This is a genomic window from Sedimenticola selenatireducens (genome assembly GCF_007625115.1).
GTDB classification, from domain to species: Bacteria; Pseudomonadota; Gammaproteobacteria; order Chromatiales; family Chromatiaceae; genus Sedimenticola; species Sedimenticola selenatireducens_A.
Genome location: NZ_VMNH01000005.1, coordinates 158,366 through 176,949 on the forward strand (window position 1 = coordinate 158,366; position 18,584 = coordinate 176,949).

General features: G+C 51.4%; 19 protein-coding genes. 12 read left to right on the top strand and 7 right to left on the bottom strand.

The window, feature by feature from the left end; all coding sequences use genetic code 11:
- The first annotated feature begins 27 nt into the window (after window positions 1–27).
- The 3 genes from FHP88_RS04570 (at window position 28) to FHP88_RS04580 (ending at window position 3,890) form a co-directional block, all read left to right on the top strand.
- Window positions 28–1,275 carry an HD-GYP domain-containing protein gene (locus tag FHP88_RS04570; RefSeq protein ID WP_144357832.1) on the top strand — a complete coding sequence of 416 codons (1,248 nt, stop codon included), beginning with the start codon at window positions 28–30 and terminating at the stop codon, window positions 1,273–1,275.
- A gap of 4 nt (window positions 1,276–1,279) precedes the next feature.
- Window positions 1,280–2,545 carry a putative bifunctional diguanylate cyclase/phosphodiesterase gene (locus FHP88_RS04575; RefSeq protein ID WP_144357833.1) on the top strand — a complete coding sequence of 422 codons (1,266 nt, stop codon included), beginning with the start codon at window positions 1,280–1,282 and terminating at the stop codon, window positions 2,543–2,545.
- A gap of 61 nt (window positions 2,546–2,606) precedes the next feature.
- Window positions 2,607–3,890 carry an HD-GYP domain-containing protein gene (locus FHP88_RS04580; RefSeq protein ID WP_144357834.1) on the top strand — a complete coding sequence of 428 codons (1,284 nt, stop codon included), beginning with the start codon at window positions 2,607–2,609 and terminating at the stop codon, window positions 3,888–3,890.
- Window positions 3,891–3,990: 100 nt separating this feature from the next.
- On the opposite strand, the gene FHP88_RS04585 is transcribed toward FHP88_RS04580, so the two are convergent.
- Window positions 3,991–4,419 carry an acyl-CoA thioesterase gene (locus tag FHP88_RS04585; protein ID WP_144357835.1) on the bottom strand — a complete coding sequence of 143 codons (429 nt, stop codon included), beginning with the start codon at window positions 4,417–4,419 and terminating at the stop codon, window positions 3,991–3,993.
- A gap of 158 nt (window positions 4,420–4,577) precedes the next feature.
- On the opposite strand from FHP88_RS04585, the gene FHP88_RS04590 reads away from it, so the two are divergent.
- A complete protein-coding gene (locus FHP88_RS04590) occupies window positions 4,578–4,781 on the top strand; it encodes a 2-hydroxymuconate tautomerase family protein (RefSeq protein WP_144357836.1) in 204 nt (67 codons plus the stop codon).
- A gap of 36 nt (window positions 4,782–4,817) precedes the next feature.
- Here FHP88_RS04590 and greB read toward each other — a convergent pair whose 3' ends face one another.
- Window positions 4,818–5,318 carry a transcription elongation factor GreB gene (greB, locus tag FHP88_RS04595; RefSeq protein ID WP_144357837.1) on the bottom strand — a complete coding sequence of 167 codons (501 nt, stop codon included), beginning with the start codon at window positions 5,316–5,318 and terminating at the stop codon, window positions 4,818–4,820.
- 105 nt (window positions 5,319–5,423) lie between these two features.
- Here greB and trpC point away from each other — a divergent pair, with 105 nt between their 5' ends.
- Window positions 5,424–6,224: an indole-3-glycerol phosphate synthase TrpC gene (trpC, locus tag FHP88_RS04600; protein WP_144357838.1), complete on the top strand. Its 801-nt coding sequence runs from the start codon at window positions 5,424–5,426 to the stop codon at window positions 6,222–6,224.
- Window positions 6,225–6,274: 50 nt separating this feature from the next.
- Here trpC and FHP88_RS04605 read toward each other — a convergent pair whose 3' ends face one another.
- On the bottom strand, window positions 6,275–6,796 hold the full coding sequence (locus tag FHP88_RS04605) for an invasion associated locus B family protein (protein WP_186297606.1): 522 nt from the start codon (window positions 6,794–6,796) through the stop codon (window positions 6,275–6,277).
- Between the two features lie 208 nt (window positions 6,797–7,004).
- Between FHP88_RS04605 and FHP88_RS04610 the strand changes: the two genes are divergently transcribed.
- The 4 genes from FHP88_RS04610 (at window position 7,005) to FHP88_RS04625 (ending at window position 11,916) form a co-directional block, all read left to right on the top strand.
- Window positions 7,005–9,053: an elongation factor G gene (locus FHP88_RS04610; RefSeq protein WP_144357840.1), complete on the top strand. Its 2,049-nt coding sequence runs from the start codon at window positions 7,005–7,007 to the stop codon at window positions 9,051–9,053.
- Window positions 9,054–9,094: 41 nt separating this feature from the next.
- Window positions 9,095–9,964 carry an Hsp33 family molecular chaperone HslO gene (gene hslO, locus FHP88_RS04615; RefSeq protein ID WP_144357841.1) on the top strand — a complete coding sequence of 290 codons (870 nt, stop codon included), beginning with the start codon at window positions 9,095–9,097 and terminating at the stop codon, window positions 9,962–9,964.
- A gap of 31 nt (window positions 9,965–9,995) precedes the next feature.
- Window positions 9,996–10,673: an SIMPL domain-containing protein gene (locus tag FHP88_RS04620; RefSeq protein WP_186297607.1), complete on the top strand. Its 678-nt coding sequence runs from the start codon at window positions 9,996–9,998 to the stop codon at window positions 10,671–10,673.
- Window positions 10,674–10,866: 193 nt separating this feature from the next.
- On the top strand, window positions 10,867–11,916 hold the full coding sequence (locus FHP88_RS04625; RefSeq protein WP_144357843.1) for a GGDEF domain-containing protein: 1,050 nt from the start codon (window positions 10,867–10,869) through the stop codon (window positions 11,914–11,916).
- 31 nt (window positions 11,917–11,947) lie between these two features.
- Here FHP88_RS04625 and msrA read toward each other — a convergent pair whose 3' ends face one another.
- Window positions 11,948–12,523, bottom strand: a complete 576-nt coding sequence (gene msrA, locus FHP88_RS04630; protein ID WP_144357844.1) for a peptide-methionine (S)-S-oxide reductase MsrA — start codon at window positions 12,521–12,523, stop codon at window positions 11,948–11,950.
- A 98-nt stretch (window positions 12,524–12,621) separates the two neighbouring features.
- On the opposite strand from msrA, the gene FHP88_RS04635 reads away from it, so the two are divergent.
- Window positions 12,622–13,923 (top strand): TAXI family TRAP transporter solute-binding subunit, encoded by a 1,302-nt coding sequence (locus tag FHP88_RS04635; protein ID WP_186297608.1) that lies wholly within the window; start codon window positions 12,622–12,624, stop codon window positions 13,921–13,923.
- Here the strand turns inward: FHP88_RS04635 and FHP88_RS04640 are convergent, their stop codons facing one another.
- Genes FHP88_RS04640 through FHP88_RS04650 form a run of 3 tightly spaced genes read right to left on the bottom strand, consistent with a single transcriptional unit; the run spans window position 13,924 to window position 15,405 of the window.
- Complete coding sequence (locus FHP88_RS04640) at window positions 13,924–14,148, bottom strand: hypothetical protein (RefSeq protein ID WP_144357846.1); 225 nt, start codon at window positions 14,146–14,148, stop codon at window positions 13,924–13,926. It lies immediately after the preceding gene.
- A 41-nt stretch (window positions 14,149–14,189) separates the two neighbouring features.
- Entirely contained in the window at window positions 14,190–14,546 is a 357-nt protein-coding gene (locus FHP88_RS04645; RefSeq protein WP_144357847.1) for a TraR/DksA family transcriptional regulator, read from the bottom strand.
- Window positions 14,533–15,405 (bottom strand): HpcH/HpaI aldolase/citrate lyase family protein, encoded by an 873-nt coding sequence (locus FHP88_RS04650; protein ID WP_144357848.1) that lies wholly within the window; start codon window positions 15,403–15,405, stop codon window positions 14,533–14,535. Before FHP88_RS04650 ends, FHP88_RS04645 begins: the two co-directional genes overlap by 14 nt.
- 170 nt (window positions 15,406–15,575) lie before the next feature.
- Here FHP88_RS04650 and FHP88_RS04655 point away from each other — a divergent pair, with 170 nt between their 5' ends.
- The gene (locus FHP88_RS04655) at window positions 15,576–16,559 is read left to right on the top strand and encodes an ACP S-malonyltransferase (protein WP_144357849.1); all 984 of its coding nucleotides are present in this window, start codon (window positions 15,576–15,578) and stop codon (window positions 16,557–16,559) included.
- Window positions 16,560–16,829: 270 nt separating this feature from the next.
- A complete protein-coding gene (locus tag FHP88_RS04660) occupies window positions 16,830–18,572 on the top strand; it encodes an EAL domain-containing protein (RefSeq protein ID WP_260843160.1) in 1,743 nt (580 codons plus the stop codon).
- Window positions 18,573–18,584 lie beyond the last annotated feature (12 nt).

The window sequence follows — 18,584 nt, forward strand, 5'->3', positions numbered from 1 at the left end:
ATTCATGCTGCTAGCTGGAATCAGTAGATGGGAATAACCACACTTACAGTGCACGTCAAAGATCTTCAGCCTGGCATGTACGTATCAAGCCTGGATCGCCCATGGCTGGAGACGCCCTATCCTATTCAGGGCTTCATGATTCGCTCTGGCAAAGATCGCGAGCGCCTTCAACAGTTTTGTGAGTTTGTATATGTCGATGTAGTTAAAAGTCGCGCCAACTCGATCCCGAAACGGATTATCGTGGACAATGAAAAAGCCACATTGCCATCAGATGCCGCTCAGATTTATCAACTCACGCAGCGCGATCGAATTCCCTATGAAAAAACCACCTCACGTGAGAGCGAATTAGCAGACGCAAGTACATACTATGATCAGGTGGGCAGCACTTATAAAACGCTATTACAGGACGCCGAAAACGACAAACAACTGAACATTCCTGTCCTAAAAAAATCAATTGCCCCGATGGTCAAGAGCATCATCCAAAACCCGGATGCCTTTATCTGGCTTACCCATCTGAAGAGCCTGGATAACTATTCCTATCATCATGCTGTAAGCTGCGCTGTCTGGGCCGTTGCTTTTGGCCGACATCTCGGGCTTCCAGAAGCGCAACTTAATTCTCTGGCCACAGGCTGCTTTCTATTTGACATTGGCAAAACAAAACTACCTAAATCCCTGCTAAGAAGCACAAAGCGCCTTACTGTCGAACAGTTTGAAACGGTAAAACAGCATGTATTGTTCGGAATTGAGTTAGTAAAACAAACCCGAGGAATCAGGCAAGAAGTATTCGACATGATTCGGACACATCATGAACGGCATAACGGCAGTGGCTACCCCTTAGGGTTAAGCAGAGACCAAATTCCCCTGTTTGGTCGGATAGCCGGTATTGTTGATGCCTACGACGCGATTACCTCACATCGCCCCTACTGCCCCCCCTTGCCGGCCTATGAAGCAATTGAAGCACTCTATCAGTGGCGAGGTGTAGACTTTCAAACTGAATTAGTCGAACAATTCATTCAAGTGGTTGGCATCTACCCTGTCGGCAGTCTGGTGGAGCTAAGCAATGCTTCCGTGGCGGTGGTTATCGGTCAGAATGAGCACTATCGTCTTCGACCCAAGGTTATGGTTTTGTTAGGCAATGATAAAAAACTGCTGGAAGAATTTTATGAGGTCGACTTGCGGGAAGGACTAGATAACGATGACGCACCCAGCTTAACAATATCCAAAGGCCTACCCCCCGGGGCATATAACCTCGATAGCAGCCACTATTACTTCTGATCACATGTATCAAGTGAACAACCAAACCCTAAGCCCCCACGATTTTTTAGAACACCTGACCAACTTTATATCCCAGTCAGATACTAATTGCGCCCTGATGCTGGTCACACTGGATGGCATGCAACATGCTGCATCACTTATTGGCGCACTCAACGCTGAACGAGAAACCCTTTCACTGCTCAGCAGATTGGGCAAAGGCCTACGGCCTGCAGACACTGTCTTGCGACTGGGTCGGTTTGAATTCGCCATACTACTTTCTGGTATCCTGAATCGGGGTCATGCGGTACTAGCTGCTAATAAAATATCTGGGATACTGGGCAAACCAATCATCATAGATAACAAAGAACGAAACCTACCTTTTTCTGTTGGCCTCGCTCTCTCACCAGAACATTCGATTAACCCTGAAAAATTATGGCAGCATGCTGATCTTGCGGCTATTACTGCCAGACAAAATCAAGAACCCTACAGACTTTTTAGCTTTAATGACGCTGCTGATGTAATAACTCACTGGGACATTGAGAGCGACCTGGAGCGTGCCATAACAAATGATGAATTCTCCCTCCACTACCAACCCAAGTTTTGTACAAAAACCAAGCAGATAATTGGCGCAGAGGGACTCATCCGCTGGCACCACCCCACACATGGAATAATTCCTCCTGACCGCTTCATTCCGGTCGCAGAAAAAATAGGGGTTATTTCGAAACTGACCTGGTGGGTATTAAACACAGCTCTGAGAGAGAGCCGCCAATGGGGCAATAACGCCAAAAACATGTCAATAGCTATCAATATTTCTGCGCTGGACCTAATGGATAAGAGTTTTATTAAGTCTGTATCTAATGCTACGGGTCTGTGGAACATACCACCTGAATTATTAACACTTGAGATAACAGAAGGCGCGTTAATGAGAGACATTGCTTTCAGCGCCAACATTCTCCGCAAGATTAGAGAGCATGGCATTAAGGTTTCCATAGATGACTTTGGAACCGGCTACTCCTCTCTCGCCTATTTCAAGCAACTACCAGCCGATGAGTTGAAGATTGACCGCTCATTCATTCTAAACATCCTTAACGATGAACTGGATCAACATGTGGTCAGCACCATTATTCAGATGGCCAAGAAAATGAATTTGGATACCGTGGCAGAAGGTGTCGAATCAGCCAGTGTCCAGAAAATCTTAACCGAACTTGGGTGTGACACCATCCAAGGCTATCATATTGCCAAGCCCATGCCTCAACAGGATTTCATTGAATGGATTTCAGAACGCGCCTAGACAATTTGTAAGTTGGCTATCTACTACGCAATACCATTACTTACGAAATGAGATTCATGACATGATCAACGCTGAATCAACCTACCTTCAACAAATGGCCGAATTGGGTGAACTGCAATCGGTTACCTGTACAGAAAACATTGTAACTGTCGACGGTGCCAAGTTGCTGCCAAAGGGCGCCAGCATCAATCGCAAGGTTATTGAGCGATTGCTACACCATAAGCTTCTCAAGCCGATCGATTTCACCACTCAAATTGAAGATGCCGTTGATCACAATACCCTCATCACGCTAGGGCGGTCCCTGATGGAGCGGACCAGTGAAATGGGCAGCATGGTACGCATGATGCGAAGCAAAGGTTTTGTTGAGCAAAGCTGTAAACGTATACATCTTGAACTGCCCATTCAAAACAAACTGACCGTCGCCCAAAAACTTCGCCCCGAACTCCTCGAACACAGTCTGCGTGTCACTCTGGCGATTACCATTCTTGGCGAAGAGTTAGGACTACCTGAAAAGGAGTTAGAGATCCTGGCAACGGCGGGTCTACTGCATGATATTGGCGAACTTCATCTTGGGGTTGGTGACCTACCACTTGATCAAAATCTCGATCTGGATCACTGGCAGCAGGTACGCAGCCATCCCTTGGTAGGTGCTACGATACTCAAACAATTTCCGGCTTATACGCCCCATGTCGTCAGGGCCGTCCAGGAACATCACGAGCGACTCGATGGCAGTGGTTACCCACAGGGGCTAAAGGCGATCCGAATCAGCCGCGCTGGGCGCTTGCTGGCCTTTACTGAACTCGCCATTGGTGCCTTGCGTAAATACTCACTCCGACAACTCAGCACCATAATCAAGACCAACCTGGATGCACTTGACCCGCAACCCGTCTCTGTCTTTCTACAGGCCCTTACCCTGTACGAGAACAGCGGTAAATCACAAGCCGCCGAAATACACGCAAATAAGGTCACCTCATTGTTCGAACTGGTTTCTAAATTAATCTTGGCTGCAGAAAAGATTGTCCAAGATAGAACGCCCGAGCAAAAAACCAGCGAACCCTGTTTGCTCGATTCTGAACTGATCAAGTTTAATCAAGCCATGTCGCGCGCGGGATTTGATATACACCAAGTCACAGCATCTATGGCGATGATTGGCGAGGATCAGGAGTCACTGAGTGAGCTAGAAGGACTGCTTAAGGAGACGCTTTTCCAATTGCGGCATATGTTGTTAGAGATGCAGCGTCGTTTCAGCGAGACTCATTCGGATAGTCCCGATCGTGCCGCCATTCAGCAGTGGATCAAAGAAGCTGAACAGAACCTCAATACCGCCGCTCAGCTTTTTGCCTAGTTATGGCAGCGCCAATCACAGCATAAATCAATCACGCATCGTAAAACCACCGGTGTAATATAGGGCTTCAAATCGACACTTGGCTTTAGGAAAGCCTACCTCAACTATCCCGTAGCATCACCTCGCGAATAAAACCGGGTACCGGCATGGGCTGCTGGGTCTCTCGATCCACATACACATGCACCCAATGACCGGTCGCCGCCGCTTCCTGTTCACCCTTACGAAACATGGCAACGGCATAGACCACACTGGTACGGCCAACCTTGATCACACGCAATCCAAGATCCAGCACATCGGGAAAACTGACAGCCTTGCGAAAACGGCAGAGACTCTCGGCGGCGTAGGGAATAATCGCGTCTTTCATCCAGTCCAGACCCGCTTCAGTCAGATACTGGACAATCAGCGCCTCGTACAGACGGTAGTAGATGACGTTATTCAGATGACCAAATTGATCGTTATCGTTCCATCGCGTTGGGATGGTATAAAAATAGCGGTAGTCATCGCGGTCGAGCCATTCGTTATTGATCATGGAGCGCCTGCTTTGTATCGATCATTCCGTAATTAGTCAGTCACCCGCACTAATCACACGAACCCTGGATACTATTCCTTGAAATGAGGGCTGCAAAGAATAGTCTCAATTGATACCATCTGGCAAGCAGTATGACTTAAAGCCCAGAGGATCACATCATGCCTTACGTTAATATCAAGATTACCAATGAAGGGGCCACCGCAGAACAAAAGGCCACACTAATAGAAGGGGTAACTAAACTGCTACAGGAGACACTCAATAAAAATCCTGCGACTACCGTGGTGGTGATTGAGGAGGTGCCAACCGATAACTGGGGCATGGGTGGAAAAACGGTCACCGAGTGGCGAAAGACCCAAAAATAGCGTTATTTCGAAGCACCCAACAGGCTGCCGGGTGCTTCATTCACAATCATAGGAAACGGACACCACCCAATAACACCGCGTCCCTGCAGGGGTCTGCACCACTATTTCATCATCCAGCGACCGCTTCAACAAGGCTTTGGCCATCGGTGCGTCCATGCTGATCCAACCTCGAGTCGGATCAAATTCATCCGGCCCAACGATCCTGTAGCAGACAACTTCACCGGCATCATTCTCAAGCTCAACTGAGGCTCCAAAGAATATCTGCCGGGGATTGGTCGGTGCAGATTCCACTATCTTCAGATCCGGCAAGCGTTTCTGAAGATAACGAATTCGCCGGTCCAGCTCGCGCAGCTCTTTCTTTCGATAAATATATTCGGCATTTTCTGAGCGATCACCTTCAGCCGCTGCTGCTGATAACGCCTTGGTTACCTCACGACGACGTATCCAGAGTAATTTGGACTCTGACTCCAATCGCTGGTATCCCTCCCGGGTAATATAGGGGGATTGTTTGGGTTGGGGTGGACGGTAACGACCCATGGCCTATGTCACTCGCTATTTTGTGTTTCATGGTAGATGGTTAAATCACTTCAAAGAAAGTGTAAACTATGTGGCCTGTACTCTGCTTGATCGAGAAGCTGTCCCATGAGCAATACACCCGACATCCTGAAAAAAATCATCCGCCGCAAGCTGGAAGAGATTGAAGCATGCAAAAAGCGCTTACCTCAAGCGGCGCTAATTGATCGGCTAAAAGACAATGAAAACCCCACTCGTGGATTTGCCCAGGCTATCGCCGATAAACTCGCTCAGGGAAAGGCGGGGGTGATTGCCGAAATAAAGAAGGCCTCTCCAAGCAAGGGTATCATTCGCGCAGACTTCAAACCCGCAGAGATTGCCGCAAGCTACGAAAAAGGTGGTGCAGCCTGCCTCTCCGTGCTCACTGACATCGATTTCTTTCAGGGCAGTGACGAATACCTCAAACAAGCCAGGGAAGCTTGTGCCTTGCCGGTTATTCGTAAAGATTTCATCATCGATCCCTATCAGGTCTATGAAGCCAGACTCATCGGGGCCGATTGCATTCTGCTGATCGTCAGCTGCCTAACAGATGATGCCATGATTGAGCTGAATACGCTGGCCCATCAACTTGATATGGATGTACTGGTGGAGGTCCATGATGGCGAAGAGCTGAAAAGGGCATTGCAGCTCAACAACCGGCTGATCGGCATCAATAATCGCAACCTGCGTACTTTTGATGTCTCACTGAATACCACGCTGGAACTGTTGAATCGTATCCCCGGAGAGCGCATTGTGGTCACCGAGAGCGGCATAGTGACGCCTGAAGATGTTGCGCTCATGCGCAATCATCAGGTGAATGCCTTTCTGGTGGGTGAAGCGTTTATGCGTGCTGACCAACCCGGGGAAAAGCTGGCCGCGCTATTCCAATAAAAGACCAGAATAGCGCGCTGTACCTAACGGGAAGAGGCTCCCTCTCAAACTCACTTTTTGAGGGAGTCGTTGGCGGCCTTAAACCCCTTCAGTGATACCGCCAACTTTATTCCTTTGCCCTGCGCATTGCCAAAAGCAACAAACATCGTTTCACCCGTCTCCATTGCCTCCAAGGTCGCTTCATCCAACAACAGGCTGGCTCGGCACCCATTTGCAACACAAATCTTGTAAATTGCTTTAGTCATTTGGCCGCTTTCTCCAATCTGCATCTGCACCCCGGCTTCCAAAGCCACGCCCAGCGGCGTGGTAAACACCATAACTGGACTGGTTCCTTTGGGTGGATACCCAACTGTAATAAAAAGGATTACCTGATTATTCTCTTTGATATTTAGTTGCTGAAAAAGAAAACAGACATCATCCCCACCTTCTTTCGGTGTGTCACAGCGACGCCCCCAGTTATCAAAATTCTCTATTTTGCCCTGCTCTGCAGTCTCCCCTTCCGCCATGATTGGGAAAGGCAGTAGCAGCGCAACCAATACCAACACCAAAATCGCATATCCACGTTGCAACATATTCATTACTCCAGCGCCGCATCCATACGCGACTTATCTGTCTCACCGTCCAAACTGCGGTACAACACATCATACTGCATACCAGCGCTTCCTGGGGAGTGAATGACAAATAAACCGGCAGATACCCACTATTTGATCCAGCCTATTCCACAATACAACTGAGTCGTTTAGTCTTGCACACGTCTTTCACTTTTGCATCAACAGCCGTATGAAACAGAGCTACCCACTTGATCGTATACGTAATATCGGGATCGCCGCGCATATCGACGCGGGCAAGACCACGTTAACTGAGCGTATCCTCTTCTACACCGGGGCACTCTACAAAATCGGTGAAGTGCATGATGGCGACGCCCACATGGACTATATGGCGGAAGAGCAGAGCCACGGTATCACGATCACATCGGCACTCACCAAGGCACACTGGAACGACCACCTGATACAGATTATCGATACCCCGGGACATGTGGACTTTACCATTGAGGTGGAGCGCAGTATGCGGGTCCTGGATGGCTGCGTGATTGTACTGGATGGAGTACGCGGTGTTGAACCACAGACAGAGACCGTCTGGCGGCAACGTTCAAAATTCAATTTGCCCTCACTCTTTTTTATCAACAAAATCGACCGTCCAGGCGCCGACTTTGACCATGTCATGCAGACCATCGGTAAGCGGCTGGGGGCAAAACCCCTGCCCGTTACCCTGCCACTGCACAATGAGCATACCGTGATCCACCTGATTGACCGTACCCTGATCGAGTTTAGCGGTGAGCATGGTGAGCAGCTCAGGGTAAAACCTTGTGATGACTCGGACTGGGAACGAGTGGCGGGATACCGGGAAAATCTACTGCTGGGCATAGCCGAGCACGATGAGGCGTTTGCCGATCAGGTTCTTGCAGGCGACGAGCCGTCACCAGCAGAGACTTGGGCGGCTCTGAGAATTGCCACACTGAAAGGCAATGTCTGCCCCTGCTTCGGAGGCTCTGCACTGCGTAACCTGGGTGTTCAGCCATTAATTGAAGGCATTATTAAGCTACTACCTTCACCTCTGGAACGACCCGCAGCCAACGCCTTTTTACCTGATGAATCAACAACTCAGGTTGAAATGATCAACAATCAGCCTCTGGTAGCGCTCGCGTTCAAGGTCCAGATGTGGGACGGAAGGCGACATGTGTTTACGCGTATCTACCGCGGTCAACTGAAGCCGGGCGACCATGTCCGCTTTAGCAAACCGGATGGCACTGTTATTACTGAGCATGTCGCTCGAATCTTTGATGTCGATGCGGCAAAAAAGAGCCGACTGGATCTGGCCAACGCCGGAGATATTGTACTACTGGCCGGCTTACGGCACGCCTCAACCGGGGACACGCTTTGCCATCCGGATCATCCACTCTTACTGGAGCGCATTGACACTCGGGAACCCGTACTCAGCCTCGCCATTGAACCCGCCTCTTCCAACCAGGAAGATAAATTCCTTGAAGTCATGGAAAAGCTCCAGGAGGAAGATCCGACGCTGCAGTTTGGAGAAGATCCCGATACCGGGCAAAGCCTGCTACGGGGTATGGGTGAACTGCATCTTCAGATTATCGTTGAGCGCCTTGAGCGGGAGTACAACCTGGAGGTACGAACAGGCAAACCGGCCGTTGCACTGCGCGAGACAATCACACAATCCACAACCGCAACCCATCTATTCCTACCACCCGCCGATCTTTCACGTAAAGAACAGCTGAAGGCGCAGGTCACTGTCGCTGTTGCACCCCTCCCACGAGGTGCCGGGATCACACTGAACCTGACGCCCTCTGTACTGCCTGAAGGGAGTCAACTAACACCTCAACAGCAGGCCGCGCTAGACCAAGGAATTAAATTTGCATTAGGCGGTGGCCCATTGGAAGGGACACCTCTGCAAGACCTGGAGGTAACCGTTCAACAGGTTGAGCTATTTGGCACCCAATCAACACCCGATGCGCTCACATCGGCCACCGCCCGCGCACTGCGCAAGGCGCTGGAGAGTGCAGCACCAGCCCTCCTTCAGCCAATCATGAAGGCTGAAATCGTAGTTCCGGAAGAGAATTTAGGATCGGTATTGGGCGACTTGCAATCTCGACACGCTATAATTCAGGACACTGAGCGTACAATTGAAAGCGCCACCATCCACTGTGAGGCTGCACTGGCCAGCTTGCTGGGATACACCACAGAGCTACGTAGCATGACCCAGGGCAGGGGGCAGTTTAGTACCCAATTCGAGCGTTTTGATATCTTCTGAGCTGATATCAAATTTACACAACCTTAAGTACCTTCAGCATCATGCACAGTCAGGATCAACTCACACGGTTTTTATTTGAAGCACACAATGTGCGCGGCGAATTTGTACAGCTGGACGCCAGCTGGAAGGCTGTCCTGGAAAGACACCCCTACCCCGCAGCAGTCAGTCAACAACTGGGACAGGCCATGGCGGCTGTTGCATTGCTCTCGGCCACCATCAAATATGAGGGTTCACTGATTTTACAGTCCCAAAGCGATGGCCCCCTAAATACCCTGGTAGTCCAATCCACCAACCAACTTACCCTCCGGGGACTGGCCCGCTGGACCACCGATCTGCCGAAGGGCAACCTATCTGCCATTTATGGCTCCGGCCACATGACCTTGACGGTGACCAACCAGGGTTCAGCGCGATTTCAGGGCATCGTAGAGCTGGCGGGAGATAATCTCGCCAACGCCCTGGAAAACTACCTATGCACCTCCGAGCAACTGGCATCAAGACTCTGGCTAGTGGCAGATGAAGGACGGGCAGCCGGTTTATTGCTGCAAAAACTACCGACCGAGCAAGAACACGAAGAAGATTGGGAACGCGTCTGCCTGTTGGCAGATACCGTCACCCAGGACGAAATGCTCAACCTACCTGCCCAGACACTGCTGCACCGCCTCTTTCACGAAGAGGATATCAGGCTGTTTGACCCCATGCCGGTAGCCTTCCGCTGCAGCTGCTCCAGGGAGCGGATCAGTAATACGCTGCGTTCTCTGGGAAGAGAGGAGCTCTTTTCGATTATTGAAGAACAGGGTGCGATTGAAGTGGACTGCGATTTCTGCAATAAGCATTATCACTTTGACGCTATCGATGCAGAACAACTCTTCATCGATGGCATACCGGTTGATGGATCAGATAAAACCCAATAGTCTGGTCTTCACATATTCAGGAGGTGAAAGGATGAGACGACTGTTTATACTACTAGCGCTTATGTGCAGCCTCACCGCCAATGGCGAAAACTTGCCACTCACCTATGAGCGCATCAGCCTCTCCGTATCAGCCGGAGAAGAGGTTGAAAACGATACACTGATCGCCACTCTCTTCTCACAAAAGGAAGGCAATAATCCGGCACAGCTGGCCACTCAGGTCAATCAGGATATGCAGAAGGCCATTGCAGCGGCAACTCATTACACGTCGGTAAAGCTACAGACGCTCGACTACACCACCAACCCCATCTACCGTAACAACACCCTATCAGGCTGGCGTGTCCGCCAATCGATACAACTGGAAAGCCAGGACCCGGTAGCCATCAGTGAACTTATCGGCAAACTCCAGGCGTCCCTGAGCGTGGCCAGCACCCACTACACCGTATCACCCGCCAAAAGAGAACGCGTGGAAGAGGGGCTGATTGCCCAGGCAATACAATCTTTCAAGGCGCGGGCCGAGCTGATCACTCATGAGATGTCGAGTCAGGGTTATCGCTTGGTCCATATGGATATCAACAGCAGTCGATCAGCTCCCCGTTCTTATGCCATGCAAGGCATGGCCCTCAGGGCAGAAGCAGCACCCAGCCTTGAGGCTGGCACGCAACGTGTTGAGGTACACATCAGTGGCAGCATTGAACTACAGATAAAATAATCCACAAAAAGAGTGCTCATATGTGATTGAGTTGGCACTCTGAAAAGAGATAAAAAGACCACATATAACCGGTAATTGTGTGAAAATGCACAATTACACCAGTGATATCCCACGGAAAGGATCTATTTTCTGCCAAGGCCGGCCATCAGCAAGGCATTCATTTGCAGCTGAACAACAATAAAAGGTCGAAAAAATGGATGCTAGAAGAGAGATGAACCCCTATCCGGATGACTACCCCAAGGCATCTGAGCACCTTCGCCAAGCCCTGGCTCTCCTATCCAAGCATCAGATTCCACCCTCACCGTTAAATTATCGCATCGGTTACGATGTGACTGCCGGGCGAAATGAAAAGCTCAAGACCGAGCTGACGCATCATCTATCCACCAAGGTCGAAGCCACTTCTGACGAAACACTCTGGGAGCTGTACACCAAGCACTTTATTCAGGATGACGAGGCGCTGGATGAGCTGAGAAAAGAGCTAAGAACGGTTGTCACCTCACTTCAGGACGAGTTCAAACGGGCGGGTGGCGACATTACCGGGTATACCACCACCCTGAATCGATTTGCCGGCATCCTGGATAATGAGTCATCTCTTGACCGGATTACTGATGAAGTACGGCAGGTGATCAGCGACACCCGCAACATGGAGCAATCACAAAGCCGGCTTGAGAATCAAATGGCCCATGTGGTGAGTGAGATGGAAGCCATGAGGCAGGAGCTGGAGCAGGTTCGTCAGGAGTCACTGACCGATGGCCTGACGGGCATCGCCAATCGCAAGGCCTTTGACACCACACTTGAGCAGACCCTAAGGATCGCACAGGACAATAATCACGCCACCTGCCTTTTGCTGGCAGATATCGACCATTTCAAGCGCTTCAATGATACCCACGGCCATCTGGTGGGCGATAAGGTATTGAGATTCGTCGCCTCAACACTCAAGCGCTGTATAAAAGGTAAGGATACCGCCGCACGGTTTGGTGGCGAAGAGTTCGCCATCATCCTGCCCAATACCGATTTGGCCGGCGCCCACTCCGCTGCGGAACAGATCCGCAACGAAATCTCATCAGGAACCTTGATCAACAAGAATCGTGGGGAGGCCTATGGCTCCATCACCATCTCCATTGGCATTGCCAAACTGGGTAAGGATGATCACCCACTCGATCTGATTCGTCGCGCCGATCAGTCACTCTATCTGGCTAAAAATCGCGGACGAAATCGTGTAGAGTTTGCCGGCGCGAATTGAACTCTCAGCGGTAAGAACAACCCTCATCGAATCAGGCGAGACCGGCAGGACAATCCACCCCGGTTCCGCCTAGGCCGCAATAACCACCAGGATTCTTTGCCAAATATTGTTGGTGATACTCTTCCGCATAATAAAAGGGGGGCGCATCGATTATCTCTGTGGTAATCGTCCCGTACCCCCTTGCTGACAGCGCCTGTTGATAGGCTTCTCTCGTCTGCTCCGCCTGCTCCTTTTGTGCCGGCGTGTAGACATAGATCCCGGATCGATACTGGGTACCCCTATCATTACCTTGGCGCATCCCTTGAGTAGGGTTGTGACTCTCCCAAAAGAGGGTAAGCAGGTCACGATAGGAAATCACATGGGGATTGAACAGGAGCATCACCACCTCAGCGTGGCCCGTAGCGCCGCTACAGACCTGCTCATAGGTGGGGTCAACCCGATCTCCAGCAGCATAGCCTACAGCCGTTGTATAAACCCCTGGCGTCTCCCAAAAACGGCGCTCCGCCCCCCAGAAACATCCCATACCAAACATCGCCTGTTCCAGGCCATCGGGAAAGGGTGGTAATAGGGGATTACCATTCACAAAATGCTTGTTGGTAAGCTGCATGAGCACCTCCAGAGGTATCGAGCGACACCCGTTGACGACTACAACGCCAGAAATCTGGGTTATAGTAGAATTTAACCCGAGTGAGTCAGGATACTGCCTTGAGCAAAGAACGCCAACCTAACAACAAAAAAGAGCATTTCAGCATTTTTGGCCCCGCCATCCTGTTGGTGCTGATCGGCTTCATTCTTACTTACCAGTTTGTTCAACCCGCCCCACCGGATCAAATCCGCATCGCCTCAGGCCAGAAGGAGGGGGCCTATTACCTGTTTGCCCAGCAATATCAACAACGCCTGCAACAGGAAAATATCCATCTGGATATCATCAATACGGCGGGTTCCATCGAGAACATTGAGCGACTGAAAAGCGGCGAGGTAGAGGCCGCCCTGATTCAGGGCGGAACCACTTCCACAGACAGCACAGAGGCTGACCTAAGATCTCTCGGAAGTCTCTACTTTGAGCCCATCTGGGTTTTCCATCGAAAAGAACTACCGGTAGCGCGCCTGACAGACCTGTTCAATAAACGGATCGCTATCGGTGCAGAGGGAAGTGGCACCCGCGCCCTAGCACTGCAGCTATTGGCCGATAATGACATCAACCCAAGCAACACCCCATTGTTGACGCTGAGTGGCAGGGCCGCCGCCGACGCCCTACTTAACGGCGATATAGAGAGTGCCTTTTTTGTTGCATCCCCAATGTCACCCGTGGTTCGCGCCCTACTGGATTCTGATCAAATTCAACTGATGAGTTTTGAACGTGCCGATGCCTACACAAGAACCCATCGATATCTGTCATCGGTAATTCTCCCCGAAGGCGTCATCAACATGCGGCGTAATCTGCCCGGGCAAAAGACCATTTTGCTTGCTGCCAGCGCCAATCTCGTGGTTCGAGAAGCGCTCCACCCAGCCTTGAAAGATCTGCTGCTACAGGCCGCACAAAAGGTACACGAAGGGGGTGGCTGGTTTGAGGAGAATGGACAATTTCCGGCACCTGATTACCTGGTCTACCCATTGAGCAGCGAGGCTGAGCGGTTCTATAAATACGGGCCGCCGTTCCTGCAACGATACCTGCCATTCTGGGCGGCTACGCTGGTTGATCGCCTGAAGGTGATGCTATTGCCGTTTCTCGCCTTGATGATCCCGCTTTTCAAGATCATGCCGCCAATCTATCGCTGGCGCATGCGCTCACGCATCTACCGTTGGTATAAAGAGGTGCTGGAAATTGATCACCTACTATTTCTTGAAGATACCGATCTGGGTCAGGCGCGGACTGCCTTAGAGCGGATCGAATACGAGGTATCCCATATCGAGATACCGCTCTCCTATGCAGAAGAGTTGTATGACCTGCGACTGCATATCAGCCTGATCCAGCAGAAGCTGGAACGCCTACAACCAAAAACCTGATCAGTCGAGTGCTGGGCCTAACAAAAACCCAAGACTGCGGAATCCGCTGGCCTCTAGCGCGTCTTCTATATCTTCCCAGGTAAAGTCCGGATTGGCCTCTTCAGCCGCGGCAATAACGCCTGTGGCATGCCGAAACGCCTCATGTGATTCCATGTCCTCGGGAATACTCACCAGCCGGATCTTTTCTGGTTCCTTGCTGGGCAATACCATAACCGTTGCACTCATCTGCGCTGACTCCTCATCCCGTTGGGATGTTAGATTGTTTATTAACCCGGACCTTTCTCAAGTGCACTGGCACAACCAATGCAAAGAGGCTGTGCCGGATCGACTGCCAGACGATTCTCTGCAATGGCTTCACCACACTCTACACAAAATCCATACTCGTCCGCCTTGATGCGGCTCAACGCCTGGGCAATACGGGATAACTCCTCAGTGCGGCGGCGTTGACTCTCCTGGGACATCGCCTGCTGCTGCAGGGCATCCATTCTGGACAAACGCCCGACACGAGTTTGGTCCAACTCCACTGTATTGGCCGCCTCATCGGCTGTTTCCGCCACACTGATCAACTCAGCCCTGCGATCAATCAGGCGCTGCTCATAGCGGCGCGGATCAATCTCGGCCATTAATCGCACTCTGCATGGCGATCACCCGCTTCGCTTCTTCGACATGCAGGTTCTCAACCAGACGCCCATCCACGACGCAGACCCCTTTGCCTTCCGCACTGGACTGCTGCCAGGCAGTGACTATCTTCTGTGCCTGCATTAACGATTCATCCGAAACCCCAAACAGCCGATTGGCCATCTCTATCTGCCGGGGATGGATCAGGGTTTTACCATCAAACCCCATGTTTCGACCCTGCTCACAGGCCACCTGAAAACCATTGTCATCCTGCAGATCGAGATGAACCCCATCCAATATCTCCAGGCCATGTGCCCTGGCAGCCAGCACGCAGAGCCCCAATGAGGTCAAAAGCCCCTCACGTCCCGGCGTATGCAGCACTCGCATCTCTTTGGCAAGATCCGAAGTACCCATGACGATCACCTCCAGACGCGGATGAGCCCCGGCAATCTGGTCAATCGACAAGATCCCTCTCGGTGTTTCCGCCATAACCCAGAGCGGCAATTCGGCCGGTGCGCCAGCGGCATCCAGCGCCTCGAGTGCTTCGAGTACAGCCTCGGCGCTCTCCACCTTGGGCAACAACACAGCATCCACACCCGATCGTGCAACAGCCGCAATATCGCCTGCACCCCATTGCGTCTCTAATCCATTGACCCGGACCACCCGTTTCCGATAACCACAGTCCCCTGTAGTCAGGGCCTTAACCACGGTATCCCGCGCTTCGCTTTTTGCCTCGGGCGCCACGGCATCTTCCAGATCCAGTATCAGGCAGTCGATGGGCAATGAGCAGGCCTTCTCCAGTGCGCGGGCATTGACACCGGGGGCATAGAGAACAGAGCGAAGCGGGGTATAAGATTGGCTCATTACTGGGTCATCCGAAAAGCTATCCAAATCAAAACGGGCATCAACAAGCGCCCACAAAAGGAAGACTCTATCCTACCGTAACCCCGGTCAGGAACAAGGGCAAAGCTTGTCCTGATTTATATAAATGTCTATCCTTCCAGCTCGCATTATTACCTGGAAAGAGAAGCACCATGTCAGACAACGAACAACGCGTCATCTTTGTATTCCCCGGCCAAGGCTCACAGTACACTGGCATCGGCAGTGATCTCTGTGCCGAATTCGCCTCCGCCCGACAGGTCTATGAGCAGGCCAGCGATGTTCTTGGCTATGATATGGCCAAACTCTCCTCTGAAAATCCAGACGACCAGATCAATCTGACCCGCTTTACCCAGCCTGTACTACTCACACACCACATCGCCTGTCTTACCGTCTACCGAGAACTGGCCGCCGACCCCTTGATCCCTGCCGCCGCCGCGGGCCACAGCCTGGGTGAATACAGCGCCCTGGTAGCAGCCAATGCCCTGAGTTTTGAAGATGCCCTTCGCCTGGTCGCCAAGCGCGGCGAACTGATGGGTACCTATGGTGAAGGTGAGATGGCTGCCCTGACCGTTGACCTGGAAACGGCTCGGCCACTGGCAGACAAACACTTCTGTGGCATCGCCGGCCTTAATCTTCCTGATCAGACGGTAGTAGGGGGCGCTGGAGCAGATCTGGATGCGCTGGCAGCGGAGATGGAACAGCTGATGCCCACCAAAAGGGCTGTGCGCCTGAAAACTGAGGGCGCTTTCCATACCTACTACATGGTCGAAGCCGCTCGCCGTTTCAGGGAATCACTGGCAGAGGCCACATTTGCACCCGCTGAGCTCAAGGTACTCTCCAACTACACGGGGGGTTTTCATGAGGATAATGCAGAGAGCATTAAATCCAGACTCTTCTTCCAACTGTTCCACCCGGTAAACTGGGTCGGTTGCCTACAATCGGCACTGGATGACGGCATCACGCTCTTTGTTGAATTTGGTGGCGGTATCGGCACAGGGGAAGGCCCCTCCGAAAAACGCCCCAACCTTGAAGGCATCATCAAAAAGTATACTCGCCGCAGCAAACCCAAGCCCGACTACTTGCCAGCCATCAACCTGGAAACCATCAGGGCCGCGGCAGGCATCACTGCCGATTAGCCGTGGAATGGCTATTCCGGCTGATCAGATAGCCGGAATAGCCTCAGCAAACCTGCCGACTATCGGATAAACTGCGCCGACCAGCGCCGCCAGCCCAAGCACTGCGGCCATTCCCAACTATACTTCACAGATAAAATACCTGATTGATTACACGGTGTAATAGATGAATACAGATAACCAAAAAAAATGTATTAAATCTTTTCGCCTTGCGGCCGTTAGTAGGTAAAGGCATGTCTATGCTGCCACAACTTTATAGGGAAGAGACTATCTGTGTCTGAACGCATCCTCCTAGTCGATGACGAGCCGTTTATCCTCTCCGGTTACAAGCGTGGATTAGGCAAGCAGTTTAATCTGGACACGGCCACCAGCGGGGCAGAAGCCCTGGAGATGTTCAGTCAGCTTGATGACGAGTCCTATGCCATCGTGGTCTCAGATATGCGAATGCCACAGATGGACGGGGTTGAGTTACTGAATCGTCTGGCCACTGAGTATCCGGATACCATTCGTATCATGCTTACCGGTAATTCAGATCAGCAGACCGCCATGGATGCAGTCAACCAGGGCCGTGTCTATAAATTTCTGACTAAACCCTGCTCTGCGGCCGATCTCAAAACCACACTCGAAGAAGCCTTAACACTGTACCGTGCCGAACAACAGAAGCAGGCACTATCAGAGCATCAGGCCATTGCGGTGGAACACCTCAGCGCCAAACTGTCCCACCAGTCACGCCATGACATCCTGACCGGCCTTGCCAATCGCCTGGCATTTGATAAACGTCTCACGGCTGCCGTGGAAACGGCCCGGCAGGAAGGACGGACACACGTCTTCTGCTATCTCGATATCGATCACTTTCATCGCATTAATGACGCTTGCGGCTACACGGCGGGCGATGAGCTTTTGCGTCAGCTCGCAGGGCTGTTATCACATCATCGCCGTAGCGGCGATATGACCGCCCGGCTGGGTAGCGACCAGTTTGGTCTTATCCTGGGTGATTGCTCCTTGGAAGATGGGCAGAAGATTATTCAAAAGCTTCACGAGGAACTCAAACAGTTCACCTTTCACTGGGAAGAGGCCAGCTATGATCTCAGCGTCAGCATCGGTCTGCTCCCTATCGATAGTCAAAGCGAGAGTAATGCAACCCTCTTCAGCGCGGCAGAAACGGCCTGTAATGTCGCCAAAGACCAAGGCCGCAATCGCATCCATATCGGTAGCGCCCAAGATGCCACACTGACTCAGCGCCTCAGTGAGATTCAATGGATTAACCGGATCAATCGGGCATTCTCAGAAAATCGCTTCTTGCTTTATTACCAAACCATTGTGCCGATCAATCCAATTGAGATGGAGGGAGATCACTACGAAATCCTTATTCGCATGGAGGGTGATGAGGGGCAGATTATTCCACCCGGAGAGTTTCTCCCTGCAGCGGAGCACTATCACCTCTCACCACAAATTGACCGATGGGTAATTCGTAACATGATTGGCTGGCTCGATGATCACCCCGATCAGCTTGAGGAGCTCTCTACCTGCTCTATCAACCTCTCAGGCCTCTCGATAGGTGACGAGGAGATGCTGGACTTCATCAAGCACACCCTGGCCCAATCGAACGTTCCGCCAACAAAAATCTGCTTTGAAGTGACCGAAACCGCAGCCATTGCCCATCTGGATGCGGCAATCTTTTTCATGCAGCAACTGAAGGCCATTGGCATTCGTTTCTCGCTGGATGATTTCGGCACAGGCCTCTCCTCTTTTGCCTATCTGCGGACCTTACCGGTCGACTTCCTTAAGATTGATGGCATGTTTGTAAGGCAGATCGACCGCAACATCATCGACTGGACCATGGTTAAATCCATCAACGACATGGGCCAGATCATGGGCAAGCAGACCATCGCAGAGTTTGTGGAGAACGAGGATATCTATAACCAACTGAATGAAATTGGTGCCAATTATGCCCAAGGGTTTTTGATGAGCAAACCACGCCCCCTCTATGAAAAAGAGGGCTTGGTTTTCGAGTAAAAACACTGGATT